The sequence below is a fragment of the Oceanospirillum maris DSM 6286 genome (assembly GCF_000422865.1).
Taxonomy (GTDB): Bacteria; Pseudomonadota; Gammaproteobacteria; order Pseudomonadales; family Halomonadaceae; genus Oceanospirillum; species Oceanospirillum maris.
The window spans coordinates 169,972-189,365 of sequence record NZ_AUGW01000003.1 but is presented as its reverse complement, the minus strand read 5'-3'; the positions used below and the strand labels follow the sequence as shown (position 1 = coordinate 189,365).

The window sequence follows — 19,394 nt, the reverse complement described above, 5'->3', positions numbered from 1 at the left end:
TGGCTTAGTATTGCTTATCAGATAAAAAAACTTGAATGCGGAGTGTTGTTTACAATGCCTAAAATCAAATCAAATAGCGGCGCTGCAAAGCGTTTTCGCAAAACAGGTAACGGAATTAAGCACAAGCAATCTTTCCGTAGCCACATCCTGACCAAAAAATCGACTAAGCGTAAGCGTCACTTGCGTCCGATGAAGCAGTTACATGCTGCTGATCAGGCGTTAGTAAAACGCATGTTGCCTAATCTGTAATTTTTTGAATTCTAAAGTCAGGAGAGTAGTATGCCTCGCGTAAAACGTGGTGTAGTGGCGCGTCGTCGTCATAAGAAAGTTCTTAAGCAAGCTAAAGGTTATTACGGTGCTCGTAGCCGTGTATTCCGCGTAGCTAAGCAAGCGGTTATTAAAGCGGGTCAGTATGCGTACCGTGACCGCCGTCAGCGTAAACGTCAGTTCCGCGCTCTGTGGATTGCACGTATCAACGCTGGTGCACGGATCAACGGCCTATCTTACAGCCGTTTCATTGCTGGTTTGAAAAATGCCAACATTGAAATCGACCGTAAAGTACTAGCTGATCTTGCTGTACACGAGAAAGCGGTATTCGCTGCCATCGTTGAGAAAGCGAAAGCAGCGCTAGCTTAAGATCGTTTCCCAGCGACGCAATTTGTGTCGTTAGGGTTAATGATGATGACCGTGCTAACGCATGAGTCTTGAATAGGGGAAGGCGCTGCGCCTTCCCCTATTTTTATTTGGAGCCCACAGACGATGGAAAATCTTGCAACCCTAGTAGATCAGGCCCGTACTGCCATCGCTGACGCGAGCGATGCTCAGGCACTGGATCAGATCCGTGTTCAATATTTAGGTAAGAAAGGCGAAGTAACCCAGCTTTTGAAAGGCTTGGGTAAGTTATCCGCCGAAGAGCGCCCGAAAGTGGGCGACGAGATCAATAAAGCAAAAGATGCTTTATTACAGGATCTAAATGCTCGTAAAGCCGGCATTGATGCGGCCCAGCTGCAAGCAAAACTTGCCGCTGAAACATTGGATGTCACCCTGCCTGGTCGCGGCCAGTCTGTTGGTGGTTTGCACCCAGTGACCAAAACGATTCAACGTATTGAAGACTTCTTTGGTTCTATCGGCTTCAGCGTTGCTGAAGGCCCCGAGATCGAAGATGATTACCATAATTTTGAAGCTTTGAACATTCCCGCGCACCATCCTGCGCGTGCGATGCACGACACCTTCTATTTTAATGCCAATACTGTCTTGCGTACCCATACTTCACCGGTTCAGGTGCGGACGATGGAAAGCGATAAGCCCCCTATTCGTATTATCTGCCCAGGTCGTGTTTATCGCTGTGATTCAGACCAGACCCATTCCCCGATGTTTCATCAGGTAGAAGGCCTTCTGGTTGATAAAGATATCAGCTTCGCCGATTTGAAGGGTATTTTGGAACAGTTCCTGAAAGCCTTCTTTGAAGACAATGTAAAAGTACGCTTTCGCCCGTCTTACTTCCCCTTTACCGAACCGTCTATCGAAGTGGATATTGATCGCGGCGACGGCAAATGGCTAGAGGTTTTAGGCTGCGGCATGGTGCACCCTAAAGTTTTTGAAAGCTCTGGTATCGACCCCGAAGAATACACCGGTTTTGCCTTCGGTATGGGTGTTGAACGTCTGGCGATGTTGCGTTACGGCGTGAATGATCTACGACTGTTCTTTGATAACGACCTGCGTTTCTTAAACCAGCTTCGTTAAGGCGAGTATTTGCCAGAACAGTGGCTGCTAAGGCAGTCGATCAATGCGCTTTTACCTCTATAGTGAGATCAAATCTTAAATTAGAGTAAGAGCGCAGGTTGCAAGAATTGAAGATTCAGGATTGAACAATGAAATTCAGTGAACAGTGGCTCCGCGAGTGGGTAAACCCGTCGATCACAACGGATGAGTTGGAAAGTCTGCTCTCCCTCTCAGGTCTTGAAGTGGATGGCGTAGAAAAAGCAGCTGACGATTTCAGCGGTGTTGTTATTGGTGAAATTTTAGCCGCCGAACAGCATCCTAATGCCGATAAACTACAAGTTTGTAGCGTTTCTGACGGCACAGAAACGTTTCAAATTGTGTGTGGTGCAGCGAATGCCCGTGCCGGTTTGAAAACTGGTTTTGCAAAAGTGGGCGCGGTTTTACCGGGCGACTTTAAAATTAAAAAAGCGAAACTGCGCCAAGTTGAATCCTTTGGCATGTTATGTGCCGAAGATGAGCTAGGCATCTCTGATGACCATGGCGGTATTATGGAGCTAGCGGCTGATGCACCGGTAGGCGCTGATCTGCGTGAATACCTGAACCTAGATGACACCATCATCGAAGTGGATCTGACGCCCAATCGCAGTGACTGTCTAAGCCTTGCCGGTCTGGCCCGTGAAGTCGGTGTGCTGGCCCAGACGCCGGTCAACGTACCTGACGTACCTGACGTTAAAGCGACTGTATCTGATACTTTTCCGATTGAACTGATCAATAGTGATGCTTGCCCTCGCTATATGGGTCGTATTATCAAAGGTATTAACCCAACAGCAACAACACCGTTATGGATGGTTGAGAAACTGCGTCGCAGCGGTGTTCGTGCCATTGATCCTGTGGTTGATGTGACCAACTTTGTTCTGATGGAACTGGGTCAGCCGATGCACGCCTTTGATTTGGCGACGCTTTCTGGTGGTATCAAAGTGCGTCTGGCAGAGCAAGATGAAGCGCTACAACTGCTGGATGGCTCAGAGGTTAAGCTTAACGCTGACACATTAGTCATTGCAGACCATGATAAAGCCGTCGCAATGGCTGGTATTATGGGTGGCGAGCAAACTAAAGTCACCGATAGTACTTCAGATATTTTCCTAGAGTGCGCGTTCTTTGAACCTATCTCTATTGCCGGTCGCGCCCGCTCTTATGGCTTACATACGGACTCCTCCCACCGTTACGAGCGTGGTGTCGATTTCACTTTGCAAGCCCGTGCAATAGCCCGTGCGACACAATTGCTGCTGGATATTGTTGGCGGTGAAGCAGGCCCTGTCGTTGAAGCGGTAGACAACGCTAAGCTGCCCGTGCGACATGATGTTGTTTTGCGTTCAGAACGTCTAAATCAAATGCTTGCCATGGAAATGCCTTCTGAAAAAGTTGAAGACATTTTGACTCGCCTAGGTTTACAGCTGACAAAAGAAGGCAATGATTGGCGCGCAGCAGTACCAAGCTATCGTTTTGATATCAGCATCGAAGCGGACCTTATTGAAGAAGTGGCCCGGGTTTATGGTTACGATAATCTTCCTGTAAAAAGCCCAACGATGGCATTGGGTATTGAAGCTCAGCCGGAAGCGATCAAACCGATCCGTATGATTCGTCAATCGCTGGCAGCCCGTGGTTATCAAGAAGCGATCACCTTTAGCTTTATCGAACCAGGCTTGTCGAAGCTGTTTGATCCTAAGAACGTGCCTATCGCCCTAGCCAACCCGATCTCTGCTGATCTGTCTGTCATGCGTACCACTCTAATTGCCGGATTGGCAAAAGCGGTGCAGTACAACCAAAACCGACAGCAAGGCCGTATTCGCCTGTTTGAAAGCGGTCAATGCTTTATTCAGCAAGGCGATGCGATGGTTCAAGATCCTATGGTTGCGGTTATCGCTACCGGTAGCCGTGAGCCTGAGGGTTGGACGGGCGACTCACAGCCCGTGGACTTTTTTGATCTAAAAGGTGATCTAGAAGCCCTGCTGGATGATAGCGGTATTTTGGCAGAGGTCAGTTTTGAACCTGCTGAGCACCCTGCATTACACCCAGGCCAAACGGCACAAATCTTGCGTAATGGTGATGCCATCGGCTTTATCGGTGCTTTGCATCCTTCTGTACAGAAAGAGTTAGGCTTGAAAGGCAATATTTATGTCTTTGAAGTTAAGCAAGCTGCCTTGCAAGCCGGTACGGTTGCTAAGTTTGATTCTCTATCTAAGTATCCAGAAGTACGCCGTGATTTAGCCTTTATTATTGATGAAGCAACGCCGGTTGCGTACTTAATGGCTGCGGTACGTGAAAATGCCGGTGAAGGGTTCAAAGAACTGCGCTTATTTGATGTTTATCAAGGTAAAGGTGTTGAAGAGCAACGAAAAAGTGTTGCTTTGGGCTTGACGTGGCAGCATGCTTCGCGCACTCTAAATGACGAGGAAATTAATAGCCTTGTCGATCAAATTGTATCTGTAGCACAGGAGCAGTTTGGCGCAAGCCTGAGGAGCTGATAGAGATGTCTGCGTTAACTAAAGCTGAAATGGCAGAAAAGCTGTATCTTGAGTTAGGTCTTACCAAGCGTGAAGCAAAGGATATGGTTGAGCTGTTCTTTGAAGAAATTCGTGAGTGCCTGAAAGATAACGAACAAGTTAAACTTTCTGGCTTTGGTAATTTTGACCTGAGAGATAAGCGCGAGCGTCCGGGACGTAACCCCAAAACCGGTGAAGAGATTCCTATCTCTGCACGACGAGTGGTGACTTTCCGTCCGGGACAAAAGCTTAAATCTCGCGTTGAAAGCTTTGACGATCCAAGCTACCAGAGCCAATAGGCAGGTTAGCGTCAGACAATCGTCTAAAAAACCCGAGTCCATTTCGATGGCTCGGGTTTCTTTTTTTTAGCGGGTTTTCTTTTCTAGATCAGCCTCTTTTTAAGCTAATAACTCAAGATAAACCCCATGCGGATATAATGTAACGCACTGATAATATTCTGAAAGTATTGCAAACCTTAAAAGCATTTGTATAATATACGTCACGGTTCGGGACGTAGCGCAGCCTGGTAGCGCACTACAATGGGGTTGTAGGGGTCGGAGGTTCGAATCCTCTCGTCCCGACCAATAAATACCTTAAAAAACAGCATCTTATACAAGGTGCTGTTTTTTTTCGTCTACGGTTTGCCAAAACCTTGTTAATATAAATTCAGTTTCTGAGCTTTTAGGTAGGGTCAAAGTTGGTTTGGTCCCTGATAAGATTGATTTCAGTGTGCATACGACCGTTCAGAGGCCTATTGGGCTGGCAAAAGAATTATCCGTTTCCCTATGCATTGTCGCAGTTCCGTATTTTTCTAGCAGATGCCCGCTCTTATTCTTCACTGTTTGGCTTAATACAACGAAGTATAAAGCTATTGCTCATATCCCGAGTTAATTCAAAGCGGTCCAAGGCAAGAATAGGGTCAACATCCTCTAAGTTGTTGAAATTGATCTGTTCAAAGGTGCTACGAGCTACTTTGGCAGACAGTAAATATTCATCTTCAACATAGCCTGTGGCTGGATTGAGGCGTTGGCTATAACCTGAAATAATCAGCTGCTGTATGTTCAACGTAGAAAAAGCGGTACCGATAATCCGCAGTAGTACACCATGAATGTGGCGTGCATATTCTTGGCGTAGTTGGCTCTGGCTTTTTTTCTTTAGAACAAGGCGTAACTCTCGTGCTCCTAATCGGGCTTCCTGCTGAGGAAAATCTTCTATCTCTGGGAGGTCTACATCGAGCTTTAATAACTGGCCTGTATCATCCAGCTCAAAATCAATTAAGGTTTCACGAGGCCAGTCTAAGGCTTCTAGTTCTGCTTGAAGTGTGGCGGCCATTACCTCTGGGTCTGTTTTCAGGCGTTGTAAGAAGTTATTGGCATCTTCATGTTGTTGAGTATCATGTGCGGTTTTAAGTGCTCGCCAACGCGTTAGCTCTAGCTCGTAGTTGCTGATGATTGCTGCGTGTTGCTGCTCAAGTGCTGATTTTTCTTGCTCCCAGTGTTGAATATTCTCACGCCACTGATCTTCTGCCTGTTGCCATGCTTCAGTTAATCGTTGTTTTCGCCCTGGCACTAAACGATCAATCCAGTTAATTTTAAGTGGCTGTGGCTGCTCAGGCTGAACCTGTAGCACCGTAAGCTGAGGTTTAACGGGCTGTAGTTCCGTAAAGGGCTGGGCAGGATATTCTGGCGGAGGGTTGTCAGATGACGGCATGTCTAGGTGAGGGTTAAGCAGCAGATCCATATCGCCATTAATATGTTCGATCTGAACATCAAGCCACTCTTGGATATCGGCTTTAAAATCATTCAGCAGGCGTTGGCGAAGTTTCGGTTCAAGGGGCTGTCCTGATAGGTCATGCAGAATTAATAGACCCTTATCGTTCAGGGATAAACGGACGTCACTCAGATCAGGGTTGTGCTGTTGCATCTCCTGTTGGCGCTGGGCGCGGTATTGGCGCGCTTCTTCCTGTTCAACTCGATGGCGATGGGCAGGGCTTTTATCTAAGCGAGTGCGATAAGATAGACCTGTACCGGGTAGGCCAACATTGCCATATACTCCATTTTTACCCGCCGTGATACTGGCCCCGCGTACGCCAGCGGAGAGGCTAACACCTCTTTTCCCAAGGTTTAGTCTAATGCCGGGGGCGATACGGATAGTGTTGCGAAAACGAAAAGCCATGAGTGCTCCTGCTTAAATACAGTCCTTGTTTAAATACAACCGATATTTAAATGGAGTTGCGACCGAAAAGCTGTCTCTATTTAAATATGGATCCTTATCTTATTTCTAATAAAGGCACGCTATACCTTTGACGGAAGACCTACAACCGAAAGATCACCTCATGCTCAAAAGTATTTTATGGGCAAAAAAGTGAAAATGGGTGATAGGCAAAAACATCGTCTATCATCTGCTCCAATGTTGCTTCGAGTAGAGCGTCTCCTGCATGTAGTTTTCCATAGATTCGCAAGCCTGAAATTTGCACCTGAATATGGGCAGCTAGGCGGGCTGGGTCCTTTGATTGATCGATTTCCCCAAGCTCTTGAGCTTCAGCAATAAGCTGTTGGAACGCGTGCTCCATTTCACACAGTAAGCGACGGGCTTCATTTAGTAAGGCTTGATGCTCATCGGTTAATTCGGCTACTGTTTTCGCTAGCATACAGATGCCGCTTGGCGCATCGTGGGATGCTTCAATGACTAGCTTCCGCATAAACATTTTGAGGGCTGTAATAGGTGATTGGCTATTAGCTCGGCATTCTGCCAACTGGGACATTCCTGCTTGCTTATAATTTTGTAATGTCTCTTTGAACAAACCTTCTTTGCTACCAAAGGCCGCATAAATACTACCTGGTCGCATATCGACAATATCTTGCAGGTGTCGCATTGATGTTGCGTGAAACCCTTTTTGCCAATATAAGGCTGTTGCTTTGTCGATGACCTGCTGGCGGTCGAATTTTGCTGATTTAGCCATGACTCAGCTCTCTTGTTACTTGCTAGTTGAACGATAGTTCAAAATTGTATGCATCATCGCGTCCTAGGTAAAGCGGATTTATTGGGAGGCAGACGACTAAAAGAGGTTTTATGAAAAAATAAATAAGCTAATCACTATTAAATCAATAGGTTAGCATTAGGTTTTGATTGTTATTGAACGTGTGTTCAAAAAATATATTGAACGATCGTTCAATTTGTTCTATAGTTTATCCCATATTCAGGGTTACAACGTTGTGCCCTGCGCTAATTATTTAATTGTAGGGGTAAAAAAATGAGTGAATTTAAACGTCATACCGTTGAAACAGCACCGGCTAGCGTAAAAGGTATTTTAGAAGGTGCCCAAAAAAGCATGGGCGCTATTCCTGGTTTGTACTCGGTTATGGCTGAATCTCCTGAGACGCTGCAAGCTTACACTCAGCTGCATCAGTTTTTCACCGCGACTTCATTTAATGCTGAAGAGTTAACGGTTGTATGGCAGACCATCAATGTTGAGCACGAATGTCACTATTGTGTGCCAGCTCATACGGGAATTGCGCACTCAATGAACGTTGATCCAGCGCTAACGGAAGCTCTGCGTAATGATGAGGCGATGCCAACGGAGAAGTTACAAGCTCTAAAAGATTTCACTCTTAGCATGGTCAGAAACCGTGGCAATGTTTCAACGCAAGATTTGGAGTCTTTTTACCAAGCCGGTTACGGCCAGAAGCAGGTGCTAGAAGTTATTCTTGGTTTATCGCAGAAAGTTATTAGTAACTACGTAAATCATGTTGCACAAACGCCGGTGGACAAGGTATTTGAAGCGTTTACATGGTCTAAATAGGCGCTTTGGCTTCAACCATAGCACAATGGACACATGCTATGGCGCAGCTACCCTGTTGCAGGTAGCTGCAAGTATCACTTATTGCACGATCATACGGTTAGTCAAAAAAACGTGTTGCAAATGATAAGAGTTATCAATAGTATTATCGTCAGATCAACAAAGTCTGGTGGCTGCTATGTATGTTTGTGTTTGCGCAGGTGTAACGGATCAACAAATCCGTGAATCAGTATCAATGGGTAATCTTTCTATTAAAGCATTACGCGATGCACTAGGTATCGCCTTTAGCTGCGGCATGTGTGTGAAAGACACCCGTAAAATTTTAGATGAGTCAACCCATCAAAAAGCAGCTATCGAACTTGCCACTGAGATTTGTTCACCACAGAAACGCGCAGCCTGACAGGCGAAAAAAAACCGGAACTTAGAGTCCGGTTTTAATTTAAATCGGGGCTAGCTTTGCTTTAACCGCATAAAAGCCATATCAGAATTAGGTTAGCAAGTTAAACCATCTGTTTCTGGATATAGTTTTCAACTCCGATCATATCAATCAGTCTTAGCTGCTGTTCTAACCAGTACGCATGATCCATTTCTGTATCATCTAGCAACTGAAGCAGCATTTTTCGGCTGATATAATCCTGTTCTCGCTCACAGATAGCGATAGCGTCTTTTAGGCTTTGACCTACATCGTATTCTACTTGCAGATCATTTTTAAACATACTGGCGACATCGGCACCAACATTGGCTTTTTCCTGAGCGTTTATATTTGGCTCAGCTTCTAGAAACAACATGCGTTCCATAATAGCTTCAGCGTGTTCTGTTTCTTCTTCCATCTCGTGATGTAAGCGCTCATGGAGTTTATTTAAACCCCAGTCTTTGAACTGAATTGCGTGAGCCATATACTGGTCTCTGGCCATCAATTCATTATTTAGCAATATCTGTAGTTGCTCTAGAACTTTGGCATTACCTTTCATTGCAATGTCTCCTTAATCTTCTATCTGGGCAGCCAGATAGTTTTGGATACCGGCATTATCAATTTGCCACAGCTGGGTTTCGATCCAGTCGATATGCTCTTCTGATTCTTCAAGCACTTTTGTTAGCATGTCACGGCTCACATAATCCTTGGCATCTTCACAGACAGAAATAGCGTTCAGCAGCTGGCCGCGTACCTCAGTATAAACGGTCATATCACCACTTAAGGTTTCTGGAATACTTTCGCCAATGTGTAAGCGATTTAAAGCTTGCATAGAGGGTAAGGCTTCTAGAAAAAGGATGCGTTCAATTAAGTCATCCGCAAGTTTCATCGCCTTGATAGATGCCTTGTACTCATGGCTATTGAGTTCTTCTAAGCCCCAATTTTTAGCCATACGCGCATGCAAAAAGGTTTGGTTAATCGCAGTCAACTGCCCTTTAAGAGCAGCATTTAGCTCGGAAACCACCGCAGCATTAGCTTTCATGGTCTTATCCTCATCACGTTTATTAGCTATCGTTTGTTTATAGTACGAAAATATCAACCGTACTCAATGGGGCCTAATGTAACGCGTTTAGATTAAAAAATCTTTGTATCAAATATTTTTTATTTATCAGATAACTAGCAATACAAATAATAAACAATCTCATCAATATTTGATCGGTTTTATATCTATAATTAATAGTTGTTTATTATATCGTATAGAGGCGAGGTTAGAGAAAGGGAAGGGCTCCAAAGATGGATATACTCTAAATGCTTATGCCTTGGTATTCCGCGCCAAGCGGCTGATCTAAGGGTTCTTTCTTCTCTTTTATTGAGTGGTTAGATATATCTATCATTATTTTTCTAGCCTTTAGGTCAGATTCCCAAATGTGTTCATGGGTTAATGCTTTTGCTAATCGTTCTTTGAATTCATTAGCTTTAGCGTGCCCAGAGGCTGATGCAACCGAGAGCCAAACGTATGCTTCAGGTAAGTTCTTCGGTAGTACATCGCCTTTAATCATCGCTGCGGCTAAACCAAGCTGAGCTTTTACCAGCCCTTGGCGTGCTGATTTATTAAGCCAATAAAATGCTAGCTCGGCATTGGTTGGCAATAATTCACCTTTTAAATAAAGGCGGCCTATACTCAATTGGGCCTGTGAACTTCCTTGTCCTGCCGCTTTTTGTAGCCAAAAAATAGCCTTCTCGCTTGAAGGTAGCAGATCTGGCTTTTTCCCCTGCAGATAGATTTTACTCAAGGCCAGTTGCGATGGAGTATGACCAGATTCTGCCGTCCGCTGAAAGATGTTTATAGCCCTAAGTAGATCGCCCTGAGACTGCCCTCTTTTAAACATAAGAATTGCTAGATTATATCCACCGACCATATGACCTTTGGCGTAAGCATGCCTGAACCACTTTTCAGCTTGATCAAAATCTTTTTCTACACCCCAACCTTTGGCATATAAAGAACCTAGCGCTACTTCAGCAATAGCAAGCTGTTGTTTCGCTGCAGCTAAGTACCATTGACGGGCTTTATCATAATCAACAGGGCCAAGTTTGCCTTTTTGATAGAGATACCCCAGTGAAAACTGAGCTACATCAAGCCCTTTTTTAGCGGCACTAGATATTTTTTTTATGCCAGATGTTGGGTTTTTCTGTACGCCGATCCCTCTAATCTCTGCCATGCCAACAATAAAAAGGGCACGGACATTGCCATTTTCTGCTGCGACTTTGTACCAAATGAGAGCTTTGTCCAATTGCTGTAGTCGAGCAAACTCTTTAGCAATTTCAATAGATTCACGCTCGCTTAATACATCATCAGATGCGAGGGATAAGTGAGAGGAAAATAACCCTGTAAGACACAATATCGGCAATATATGGTTGAGTTTCATCTGTGTGCTCATATATCAGGGAAAACAATTTTAGCGGCAATACCCGGGCGAACTCTATGATCTTTGTTTTCATAAATTACTTTAATCTGTAAGAGACCGCTGGCTGGATCAATCTCTGGAGAAATAAAGGATATTTCACCCTGAAATACATCTAGCCCTTGTACATGGATTGTTACCTTCTGGTTTTCTCTGAGAGCTACCGCAATTTGAGGATCCAAATTAGTAATGACGTAGCCTTTGCTTAGATCTACCAGCTTGAGAATAGGCTGGTTTGCTTCGACACTTTCCCCTAAATCTTTGATGATTCGAGTGACGACACCGGTAAAGGGGGCTTTTAGAGTCCGATAATTAAGCGCCGCCTTAGCTAAGTGATACTCGACTTCTTCGACTTTTTCCCGAGTCGTCAATTGTTCCTTTGATGCCGAGATGGCGAGATAGTCAAGCTCCTTTCTTTGCAGGTCTTCAGCGCTTACAGCACCTCTGTCAAAAAGAAGCTTGGCTGATTCCAGTTGGCCTTTGAGTGCTTTTTCTTTGTTTATGGCAGCATTCAGCTCCGCCTTACTGATAAAAACAAGATATTTACGCTTAACCTCTAGCATCTCAATCTGGTTGTATAACACTATCAGATCCTGGCCTTTGCTAACGGCGGCACCCTCTCTGACATTTATACTTCTTATTTTGCCTGCGACATCAAAAGAGAGCTCAGCACTTCTGAAGGCACTGGTCACCCCTGGGTATTCTGTTGCATTAGCGTTAATAGTAACGACGCCGAGAAGCAGAGCAATACACATGCCTTTAAATTCTTGCAATAGTCTCACAGATTAGAACTCCGCCATTTAAGTTATCTTGAATGCCATATCAGGAACTGACTTGATCAAGTAAAGCTCCTTGATGATAGAAGAATTCGTATTTAGCTTTCTGGTAATTAAATAAATTTTGAATGAATTTTTCTCGAATATTGTTCAGAAGATCACGTCGGCGCATTAATTCCATATAGGAAATATTACCTTGTAGCGCTTTTTCTCTATCAATTTCCAAGCGCTGCTTGTGGCCACTCAGAATCTCTTTGTACTGTTGTAGCTGTGAATAGACCTGTTGAACGATATCGTAGGACTGCATTAGATCACTCCGAACTTGGCGCTGCAGTACAGATAAGGCAATTTCAGACTGCTGTTGTTTTAACGCTGCTGAGCGACGGGCGCTACTTCTGCTATCTGATCCAAGTGGCATGCTAAACTCAAGCCCTGCGCTCCATGTTCGGTACTTACCATCGAGTGCATCCTGCAAAGAATCGCCCTCATTCTCCTCTAAGCCATTTCCTCCATAACTGATAACTAAATTCAGCTCTGGGTTATTCTCATTTTCGACTGATCGCTTTATTATTTTCTCTTTCTTCAATTGAAGGTGGGCGTTAGCAAGGTCTGGCCGAGTAGTTAAGGCAATGCTATAAGCATCATCTAGAGATACAGAGAGCGGACTAATTTTTGGCAATGTATCGCGATCAATAATGGTAGGATCAATGGGGTCTGGGAGTAATCGCTGTAATCGATTGACAGACATTCTATATTCTTGGTCAGCAATACTGAACTCGGCTTTACGCTGAGCGAGGGTCGCTCTAATGTCGAGCTTGTCATACTCTGATAGACGGCCTTGCTGTACAAGTACTTGAGCATCCTCAAGCAGTTTCTCAGCGGTCTCTACTGCAGATTTCCGTGAGTTAAGGATGTGAAATGTTTTTTGCACATCAAAATAGTTTGCTACGGCTTCTCTGGCAATATTTGAGGCTCTGGATTGGAAATCGTACCGGGATTTCTCTGAGTCTAAGCGAGCGGCTTCATAAGCAAATGTGTTGTTTTCGGAGCCAAAATTCTTTAACAAAGGCTGAACGACGCTGATGCCAACATAACTGCTGATTTCTGTTTCGTCTTCCCCCGCTACTGTTTGTAAGGAGTTGTTTGCTCTTTGAATATCGTAACTTAGGGCTAAGCTCGTACCAAAACGAACTTTCTTTTCAAACCCTATATTAATATTGTCATCAACAGCTGAATATTCTGCGTAAGACTGGCGCTGAAGTTTCTCTGTCGTTGTATTCTTTACAAAGGTATCCGTACGCGTTGCTGACGCTGTAAACCGAGTATCAAACTCTTGTTGGCTTAGCGTGATTGCTTCTGATGCGATATCAACATCAAGCCGTTGATAAGCCAGTTCACTATTCTGTTCTAACACTAGGCTGACGTAATCTTCTAGAGAAACATTCGCGGCGGAAACACTGCCTACGGCTGTAACTAAAGCGACTCCAAATCCTAAAGATAATTTATTATACATTGAACACTCGCCCTTAAATCCACTGGTCTTGAAGACCATATTCTGATTTTAAAATTGTTAATTGCTCGGATAGAAGTTTCGAGCGCTTCTTACGTTGCCTTAGGCCTATCTGTAATCGATATAACATATTTGAAAGTCCAAAAGGCAATGAATGCATTAGCTTTTTTTGTGCAAAATCGAGAGGTATCATTCTGTTAATTCGCTCTCCCAAAATTTTTTCAACGTAAACCTCATCTCGACCTGTTTCAGATGTACCCAGAAATAGAACTTGTTCTGTAGTAATAGTGCTATCTCTTGAAACACAGTATTTCTGTAGTTCTTCAAGGGATGTGATAAATGTTATAGAAGGCGGTGTAGAAGTGCTCTCAAGGTGTTCTATAAGCTTCTGCTCAAGCGTTTTATCGAAAAAATATAGATAGGAGAATGCTTTATTAACCGCTAGCTGGGCTAAAATTGCTTCTAGAAGCTGTGTGTAATCAAAATAGATGGGATGCCTTTCCAAGCACGAAGGTAACGCTGAGCTTAGTTGGAGAACCTTACTGCCATAAAGAAGATTGAAATCCTGTCTATTCCAGTTGAGGCCGACTCCCGTGCCTGCCAAAAGATAACGCTCTCGAAAGAAAACTTGATAACTATTTCTATGAACGACTTCGCTTACAGGAGAAATGTCTAATGATTCTTTTTTCTCAAGACACTGCCTCGTCCATTCAGGAAATATTTTACTAGGCAGAACCTTGCTTGTTTCAGGGCTGAGAACACATATTTTTCCATCTTCTATACTATAGTCTCGCCCTTTCTCTAGAGCATGAACCGCTATTAATGCATGGCTGGAGAGTTCTGTAAGTACTCGCTCACTCTTCCAAAAACCTTTTACTGTCTTAAGGTTTGGATCATTCAGTAACGATGTATTGCCTATATATACTGCTTCTGGGCCATCTATTATGTAGCTTGTACTCTCAAGATCAGATGCCCAGGATAAGATGCTTTCGAGTGTCTTTTCGAGTCCTGGTAAGTTTCGTGGTCTATGGAGGGTTAGTGGTTTAATATAATTATCCAGCAAACAATCATCGACACGATCAATCAAAACCACATCAAGACTGGATGTGTTATTTAAAAAAGGCTTCTCTCCAAAATGTGAGGAAATAATTCTATGGTGGAAATCAGCACTACGGTATGGGACTGTGGCAACATATTGTGCCAATAAACGCTGAGGTGTCGTGATAGTAAGTGTTGGCTTACCACTTTGTTTATTTGTTTGTGATTGGTCTTGGTAGCCGGAAATTAGATCAATGTTAAGATAAGAAAAAAGCGGGCTGTATATTTCTAGTATATCTTTGATGGTTTGTTCATTGCTGACTAAAAGGTGGCAACTACGACCTTGAGTTACAAAACACAAAGCGGCCAGAATAAGCGCAGGCCTGTTCAATTCAACATTAAGCCCAACAAAATAACCTGATAACAGCCCAAGTACTCCCGCAATAAAGGCTATTTCGTCTTGCTTTTTAGTATAGATTTGAGATTCAAAAAAAGTTCTGACATGAGTATCGCGCCACATCAAATCAAGAACTGAATCCAGGCTAACGGTTTTCGGCTGTGAATGGGTGATACAAACGGTTGAAGTAACAATATGCTCTGCTTGCTGCAGAAATTTATGTTTATAAGCTCTGGTTTTAATGCCGTCCAAGGCTGAAATTAGCCGTGCTTTTGCTGGAGACATTAAAGGAGTCCGTGGCCTATCAAGGACTTGATATTGAATCAGCGAAGTACTCATAATTGATATCTCCCCTGAAAGAACTGTCTAATTGAGCGCCACCACTGAGTAAGAAGAGGCTCAGGAGAAAAATGGATCTTAACGACCGCAGTTCTACCAGGCAGAATACCGGGATGTAAGTTGTCAGATTGAATGTGTGCTCGGAAAAGGAAAAAAGGTTCGGCAGCTTTGATACCTTTTTCATCTTCACCTGCTACAGCGATACCACCACCGGCTAGCAGACTGAGAGCCTCTGAAGGTAAATACTCCTGAGAGTAAGGGGCCAGTTGGTAATGCCTAATCGTCAGGTCTGTCGACGCATCCCCCTTTAAGCGTACGATTAACGCAGAAGCACTCGGTTTCTGCTGGAACATACGAGAGGCTTCTTCCTGGCTGACAACGGCGGTGATCACGGGAGCTGCGACAGAAGAAATACTTCCCAGCTCTTCACCCTGTGGAACCCAGCTGCCTGTCAGTTTTTTTAAATCGTTACTGATCCATATGCCGGATTCTGGGGCGACCATACTAAGCTCGTATAGTTTTCGTTCTAATTCCTTAACATGTTTTTCAGATGCTTCCAGGTGGGCGTTGATAGGAAATGAGTCAACATCTCCTTGAGCGCGAGCCTGCATTAACATCGCACGTGCTTTTTGAGTTTCTGCTTGAACAGATATCAGCTCAAGCTCTAGTTCAGGGTTTGATAATGTTAGTAATAACTGCCCTTTTTCAATATATTCGCCACTATTTATATTGAGAGTACGGATGACTCCTGAACTGGCGGTGACAACCGGTTTTTGTACCTCACTCTGCACGACGCCAGGTACAACAATATTGGAAGGTAGTGGTATAAAAGCAGCAAATAGTACAGGTATCCCTGCCCCTATCAGCCAAGCACGCATAATATGTTGTCTGCGATTCCCTTGAGGCTCTTGAGCCATAGACGTTAATGACTTAAGCAAAGGCATTCCCCACCAAACCATGCCCAGGAAAATGGCTAAAGCGAGACCTATATTAGGATATTCGTCACCCACAAAAAGCAAAATACCTGATAAGACAACCAAGCGATAACACCAACTCAAAATGTGATAAGTCAGCAGAAAAATAGAGAAGGGCTCATCGTAACGAACAGGTAATCGATAAATTGTTTTTTCAAACCATTGCCGAAACATCACCTTGCTTCGAGTACCAAGATTAGGTTCTTCTAGAAGGTCTGATAAAATGTAGTAGCCGTCAAATCGCATCAACGGATTTAAGTTAAACAAAAGTGTGGTGACTGAGGCTACAAACATGATGTTGTACAGTAGTTCATTAACAATACCTGGAGGTGAGTTAGCCCAGACGATAGCCGCTAGTCCTGCTAACCAAAGTTCTACTAGCATTCCTGCAGCGCCAACCAAAACTCTTTGCCATTTAGAGCCAAACTGCCACGTCGATGTAGCATCAACATATGGCACAGGTGCAAACAGTAGTAGCATTACGCCTGCATGTGGCACACTGCCCCCAAAGTGTTTACAAACAACCCCATGTCCAAGCTCATGAAGTGCTTTAACAATAAATATTGCGATATAAAGTAAAAATAGATTGTCGAATGCCAATAAATTGCCACTCTGCTGTAATAGTTGAGAGGGCTTACCCATAACCGCCTCAAGAGAAAAAACAAACGTTATAAGCCAAACCAATATGCCTAACTTCCCCATAATATAAGGGTATAGAGGTTTAAGGCTTTCTAGCATTGGATCGGGGTTGAACAGACGGAATCTAAGAAAAAGGAAGTTAATCCATCGACTTCTTAGCTCCTTCTTTTTTTGTTTCTCAGCACTCTCCAACATGTTAGAAGCAGGGATTGGCACTGCAAAAACTAAAACACCACTAGAGTACATCTGTGTTAGCAACTGAATAACATCTTGCTGAGAAGGAACCAGGTCGGGCTGTTTATGTAATTGATTTTGCCAAACCTCATCTAAAGTACGCTTTAGGTTAAGTGACCTGATAAAACGGTAGGTAGCAACAGGCAGCCTAAAATAACTCTGGCTTGCAGGGTCAAACAGTACATACCAAAACTCACCTCGATAACACTGTTTGCTAACTTCTATGGTGGGACTAAGCTCTGCTCGGCTATTGGCAAAACGAAACCAGTTATCTGAAAAAAGATCCATGCTTTACCACCAAAACTTCATGTAAAAGCTATCGATCAAATTGTGGAATAGTAACCAAAATATAGACCTTTCTCCGGCATCAACTTTAGCCAGACCGCTCATGCCGGGACGCCACCAATCGGGTACAGAACCATTAAATGAAGCACGAATTCGGAAGGAATTGGCTCCTTCTTTATGCATCGCCACAGGAATTATTTTCTCAAGAGTCACTTGGAAAATATCATCTGGACGAGTAACAAAGCGAATATCTGCTGTCATTCCAATCGATAGGTCTTGTATCACTCGTTCATTTGCTTCTAGTTCAAGATAGAAATCGCTTAGGGATGCTAGCTTGAGCAACACCTCGCCTTGCCTAATAGGTGAGCCAGATAGTTGGGCAAGATCACCTTCAACTAAAATACTGTTGAATGGTGATTTAATCTGTGAACCTTCAATACGGTAACGGATTTTTTGTAAATGACTTTGAGCCTGCTCTACCTGGGCCAATGCTATCTGCATATCGGCTAATGCACTGGAGGCTCGGGCTTTTTTAGACTCACGCTGTAATCTTTGTAAATCCGCTAGTGCTTCCGCTTGCTCAAGTAGTAATTCGCGAATATCCAGTTCAGCAACGATTTGCCCCTCAGAAACCTCATCACCACTGCGTAAATTGGATAACGCTAAATAACCATCAAACGGTGCTGTTACTACCTTAAGGGAGTCTGTTTGGAGGATGAAGTTGGCGTCGACTCGGTACTTCAGCGGGAATAGTAGAACAGCTAAAAGCATTAAAATAGCAGAGCCAAAAAGAACCAAATCACGAGATGTTTTTTTACCTCTTATTTTTCTTACTACAATAGACTTCACTCTTTTCCAGCGATCTCTAAGCGTTCCCGTGTCTAGGTATAAACTATTCAAAGGATAGGAAATATGCTCAGCAAATAGACGGAGTAGCCAAAGCTCACTTTCCTGAAATGCTGTAGAGTCTCTTTCAAGAAAGATAACACCGACAGTATTGTCTTTAAGCTGTACAGGCATACTCAAAACGGTAGTGGACAGTGGTTTTCGCTGAAGAAATTTTTGGTGTTCAGGGTATTCAGCCTTCTCATTATCTGAATCCTGGCGATGAAGGCAAATCTCTTCCTCAAAAGCAAATGATTCAGCCATCACCTGCTCTAGTTGTGATGAGAATGTACTACCAGTGACCAGTTGGGGTTGGTGATTTAATGCGGCTAGAACCACCTGATCTTGTTCTAGCCAGCCAATAGCGACTTGGCTGTTCATTGTTGCTGATAGGAAATTACAGCTTTCAAGCGCCGCTTCCGAAAAATGAGCCTTGTGCTGTAGTTTCGAGGCTAACTCTAGAACCTGAGCCAAACGAGATACATCCGTTTTAACCTGAGAAAGAGCTCGGTTTCTCTGATATTGTTCTGGTAGTTGTGCGCCAATACGGAATTTGAATAGCCTCTCGTTTTCTAGCTCAATCTTGCTATCCAGCCATCCAGCAACTAAAACGAGTTCCGTTTCTTCTCCCGGAATTAAAACTTTTTGAGCGACTCTCAACCCATGAGATTTATGAAGAATTGGCTTTGAATGCTGTAATGCAGAGCGGGTTAATGTAAGCCAGTGCTCGTCTGCAACAGATTCTGGGCTACCTGCAACCCGACTGAGCTTCTCTTCTCTACGGACAAAAACAAAGAACCTTTCAGCACCTAAAAAGTGCTGTATCTGCTCACAAAACTCTGGCCAGAAAAGATGAGCGCCACCGTTCAACTCAGAGGTTGTTTTTAGATGATCTAGCAAGGAGATGTCTTTAACGGAAATCAAGCAGATATAACTCTCATAATATTTAAAAAATAGTCTGAGCCTTACACTAAAGTATAAGGCTCAGGCCCTTATTTACATATTTACTGTACGCTATCTTTCGACTGTTCCTGAGCAGAAACAGCGGCTTCACGCATTGCCTTCTGCCCTTTTTCGTAATCACTTAAAGTTTTGGTTAACAACAGTAAAAAGCGCTTAGCTGCAGAGTGAGTCATAATCACACGGTTACTCAGGCTGACGTCAATCTCATCTTGACTATTATTCCAAACCTGACTAGTACCAAATAGCATCATTACTTCGTCCTGAGTTACTGCCACATTACTTACGTTGGCATAACTGGTTTGCATGTCTTTATCATCCCATTTAATTACTGGTGATTCTTGCTTGGCCTTTTCTTCATTACTCATTTTCATACTCCAGTGAAATAGCCCATTTTGGACGTTGATTAATTAAATGTT

18 protein-coding genes and 1 tRNA gene are annotated in these 19,394 nt (G+C 43.7%); 8 read left to right on the top strand and 11 right to left on the bottom strand.

Features of this window, described 5'->3' with window-relative positions; all coding sequences use genetic code 11:
* The first annotated feature begins 54 nt into the window (after nucleotides 1-54).
* The 6 genes from rpmI to G517_RS0100720 all read left to right on the top strand — a co-directional run bounded on the left by rpmI (nucleotide 55) and on the right by G517_RS0100720 (nucleotide 4,849).
* Nucleotides 55-249, top strand: coding sequence for a 50S ribosomal protein L35 (gene rpmI, locus G517_RS0100745; RefSeq protein WP_028302804.1), 195 nt, complete (start codon nucleotides 55-57; stop codon nucleotides 247-249).
* A gap of 30 nt (nucleotides 250-279) precedes the next feature.
* Entirely contained in the window at nucleotides 280-636 is a 357-nt protein-coding gene (rplT, locus tag G517_RS0100740) for a 50S ribosomal protein L20 (protein ID WP_028302803.1), read from the top strand.
* 123 nt (nucleotides 637-759) lie between these two features.
* Nucleotides 760-1,743: a phenylalanine--tRNA ligase subunit alpha gene (gene pheS / locus G517_RS0100735; RefSeq protein WP_028302802.1), complete on the top strand. Its 984-nt coding sequence runs from the start codon at nucleotides 760-762 to the stop codon at nucleotides 1,741-1,743.
* A gap of 128 nt (nucleotides 1,744-1,871) precedes the next feature.
* The gene (gene pheT / locus G517_RS0100730) at nucleotides 1,872-4,247 is read left to right on the top strand and encodes a phenylalanine--tRNA ligase subunit beta (protein ID WP_028302801.1); all 2,376 of its coding nucleotides are present in this window, start codon (nucleotides 1,872-1,874) and stop codon (nucleotides 4,245-4,247) included.
* A gap of 5 nt (nucleotides 4,248-4,252) precedes the next feature.
* Nucleotides 4,253-4,564: an integration host factor subunit alpha gene (gene ihfA, locus G517_RS0100725; protein ID WP_028302800.1), complete on the top strand. Its 312-nt coding sequence runs from the start codon at nucleotides 4,253-4,255 to the stop codon at nucleotides 4,562-4,564.
* 208 nt (nucleotides 4,565-4,772) lie between these two features.
* Nucleotides 4,773-4,849: transfer RNA gene (locus G517_RS0100720), tRNA-Pro, on the top strand.
* A gap of 244 nt (nucleotides 4,850-5,093) precedes the next feature.
* Here the strand turns inward: G517_RS0100720 and G517_RS0100715 are convergent.
* Both G517_RS0100715 and G517_RS0100710 read right to left on the bottom strand, forming a co-directional pair.
* Nucleotides 5,094-6,440 (bottom strand): DUF4236 domain-containing protein, encoded by a 1,347-nt coding sequence (locus tag G517_RS0100715; RefSeq protein ID WP_028302799.1) that lies wholly within the window; start codon nucleotides 6,438-6,440, stop codon nucleotides 5,094-5,096.
* A 175-nt stretch (nucleotides 6,441-6,615) separates the two neighbouring features.
* Complete coding sequence (locus tag G517_RS0100710) at nucleotides 6,616-7,227, bottom strand: TetR/AcrR family transcriptional regulator (RefSeq protein ID WP_028302798.1); 612 nt, start codon at nucleotides 7,225-7,227, stop codon at nucleotides 6,616-6,618.
* A 291-nt stretch (nucleotides 7,228-7,518) separates the two neighbouring features.
* On the opposite strand from G517_RS0100710, the gene G517_RS0100705 reads away from it, so the two are divergent.
* Both G517_RS0100705 and G517_RS17210 read left to right on the top strand, forming a co-directional pair.
* A complete protein-coding gene (locus tag G517_RS0100705) occupies nucleotides 7,519-8,067 on the top strand; it encodes a carboxymuconolactone decarboxylase family protein (RefSeq protein WP_028302797.1) in 549 nt (182 codons plus the stop codon).
* 175 nt (nucleotides 8,068-8,242) lie between these two features.
* Nucleotides 8,243-8,464, top strand: coding sequence for a (2Fe-2S)-binding protein (locus tag G517_RS17210; protein ID WP_051205785.1), 222 nt, complete (start codon nucleotides 8,243-8,245; stop codon nucleotides 8,462-8,464).
* 100 nt (nucleotides 8,465-8,564) lie between these two features.
* On the opposite strand, the gene bfr (G517_RS0100695) is transcribed toward G517_RS17210, so the two are convergent.
* The 9 genes from bfr (G517_RS0100695) to G517_RS17205 form a co-directional block, all read right to left on the bottom strand.
* Nucleotides 8,565-9,035, bottom strand: coding sequence for a bacterioferritin (gene bfr / locus G517_RS0100695; RefSeq protein WP_028302796.1), 471 nt, complete (start codon nucleotides 9,033-9,035; stop codon nucleotides 8,565-8,567).
* A 12-nt stretch (nucleotides 9,036-9,047) separates the two neighbouring features.
* The gene (gene bfr, locus G517_RS0100690) at nucleotides 9,048-9,518 is read right to left on the bottom strand and encodes a bacterioferritin (RefSeq protein WP_028302795.1); all 471 of its coding nucleotides are present in this window, start codon (nucleotides 9,516-9,518) and stop codon (nucleotides 9,048-9,050) included.
* 262 nt (nucleotides 9,519-9,780) lie between these two features.
* Nucleotides 9,781-10,902 (bottom strand): tetratricopeptide repeat protein, encoded by a 1,122-nt coding sequence (locus G517_RS0100685; protein WP_028302794.1) that lies wholly within the window; start codon nucleotides 10,900-10,902, stop codon nucleotides 9,781-9,783.
* 8 nt (nucleotides 10,903-10,910) lie between these two features.
* On the bottom strand, nucleotides 10,911-11,711 hold the full coding sequence (locus tag G517_RS0100680; RefSeq protein WP_157833123.1) for an efflux RND transporter periplasmic adaptor subunit: 801 nt from the start codon (nucleotides 11,709-11,711) through the stop codon (nucleotides 10,911-10,913).
* Between the two features lie 49 nt (nucleotides 11,712-11,760).
* Nucleotides 11,761-13,227: a TolC family protein gene (locus tag G517_RS0100675; protein ID WP_028302792.1), complete on the bottom strand. Its 1,467-nt coding sequence runs from the start codon at nucleotides 13,225-13,227 to the stop codon at nucleotides 11,761-11,763.
* Nucleotides 13,228-13,240: 13 nt separating this feature from the next.
* Entirely contained in the window at nucleotides 13,241-14,998 is a 1,758-nt protein-coding gene (locus G517_RS0100670; RefSeq protein WP_028302791.1) for a hypothetical protein, read from the bottom strand.
* Entirely contained in the window at nucleotides 14,995-17,133 is a 2,139-nt protein-coding gene (locus G517_RS0100665) for a biotin/lipoyl-binding protein (RefSeq protein ID WP_028302790.1), read from the bottom strand. Before G517_RS0100665 ends, G517_RS0100670 begins: the two co-directional genes overlap by 4 nt.
* 3 nt (nucleotides 17,134-17,136) lie before the next feature.
* The gene (locus G517_RS0100660; protein WP_028302789.1) at nucleotides 17,137-18,915 is read right to left on the bottom strand and encodes an efflux RND transporter periplasmic adaptor subunit; all 1,779 of its coding nucleotides are present in this window, start codon (nucleotides 18,913-18,915) and stop codon (nucleotides 17,137-17,139) included.
* Nucleotides 18,916-19,019: 104 nt separating this feature from the next.
* Nucleotides 19,020-19,343 carry a DUF3467 domain-containing protein gene (locus tag G517_RS17205; protein ID WP_084631992.1) on the bottom strand — a complete coding sequence of 108 codons (324 nt, stop codon included), beginning with the start codon at nucleotides 19,341-19,343 and terminating at the stop codon, nucleotides 19,020-19,022.
* Nucleotides 19,344-19,394 lie beyond the last annotated feature (51 nt).

What these genes read in the sequence shown, in the direction of transcription:
- pheS (WP_028302802.1), top strand. Translation starts at nt 760, where the DNA reads ATGGAAAATCTTGCAACCCTAGTAGATCAGGCCCGTACTGCCATCGCT.
- G517_RS17210 (WP_051205785.1), top strand. Translation starts at nt 8,243, where the DNA reads ATGTATGTTTGTGTTTGCGCAGGTGTAACGGATCAACAAATCCGTGAA.
- bfr (WP_028302795.1), bottom strand. Translation starts at nt 9,518, where the DNA reads ATGAAAGCTAATGCTGCGGTGGTTTCCGAGCTAAATGCTGCTCTTAAA.
- G517_RS0100665 (WP_028302790.1), bottom strand. Translation starts at nt 17,133, where the DNA reads ATGGATCTTTTTTCAGATAACTGGTTTCGTTTTGCCAATAGCCGAGCA.
- pheT (WP_028302801.1), top strand. Translation starts at nt 1,872, where the DNA reads ATGAAATTCAGTGAACAGTGGCTCCGCGAGTGGGTAAACCCGTCGATC.
- bfr (WP_028302796.1), bottom strand. Translation starts at nt 9,035, where the DNA reads ATGAAAGGTAATGCCAAAGTTCTAGAGCAACTACAGATATTGCTAAAT.
- G517_RS0100705 (WP_028302797.1), top strand. Translation starts at nt 7,519, where the DNA reads ATGAGTGAATTTAAACGTCATACCGTTGAAACAGCACCGGCTAGCGTA.
- G517_RS0100710 (WP_028302798.1), bottom strand. Translation starts at nt 7,227, where the DNA reads ATGGCTAAATCAGCAAAATTCGACCGCCAGCAGGTCATCGACAAAGCA.
- ihfA (WP_028302800.1), top strand. Translation starts at nt 4,253, where the DNA reads ATGTCTGCGTTAACTAAAGCTGAAATGGCAGAAAAGCTGTATCTTGAG.
- rplT (WP_028302803.1), top strand. Translation starts at nt 280, where the DNA reads ATGCCTCGCGTAAAACGTGGTGTAGTGGCGCGTCGTCGTCATAAGAAA.
- G517_RS0100715 (WP_028302799.1), bottom strand. Translation starts at nt 6,440, where the DNA reads ATGGCTTTTCGTTTTCGCAACACTATCCGTATCGCCCCCGGCATTAGA.
- G517_RS17205 (WP_084631992.1), bottom strand. Translation starts at nt 19,343, where the DNA reads ATGAGTAATGAAGAAAAGGCCAAGCAAGAATCACCAGTAATTAAATGG.
- G517_RS0100685 (WP_028302794.1), bottom strand. Translation starts at nt 10,902, where the DNA reads ATGAAACTCAACCATATATTGCCGATATTGTGTCTTACAGGGTTATTT.
- G517_RS0100675 (WP_028302792.1), bottom strand. Translation starts at nt 13,227, where the DNA reads ATGTATAATAAATTATCTTTAGGATTTGGAGTCGCTTTAGTTACAGCC.
- G517_RS0100670 (WP_028302791.1), bottom strand. Translation starts at nt 14,998, where the DNA reads ATGAGTACTTCGCTGATTCAATATCAAGTCCTTGATAGGCCACGGACT.
- rpmI (WP_028302804.1), top strand. Translation starts at nt 55, where the DNA reads ATGCCTAAAATCAAATCAAATAGCGGCGCTGCAAAGCGTTTTCGCAAA.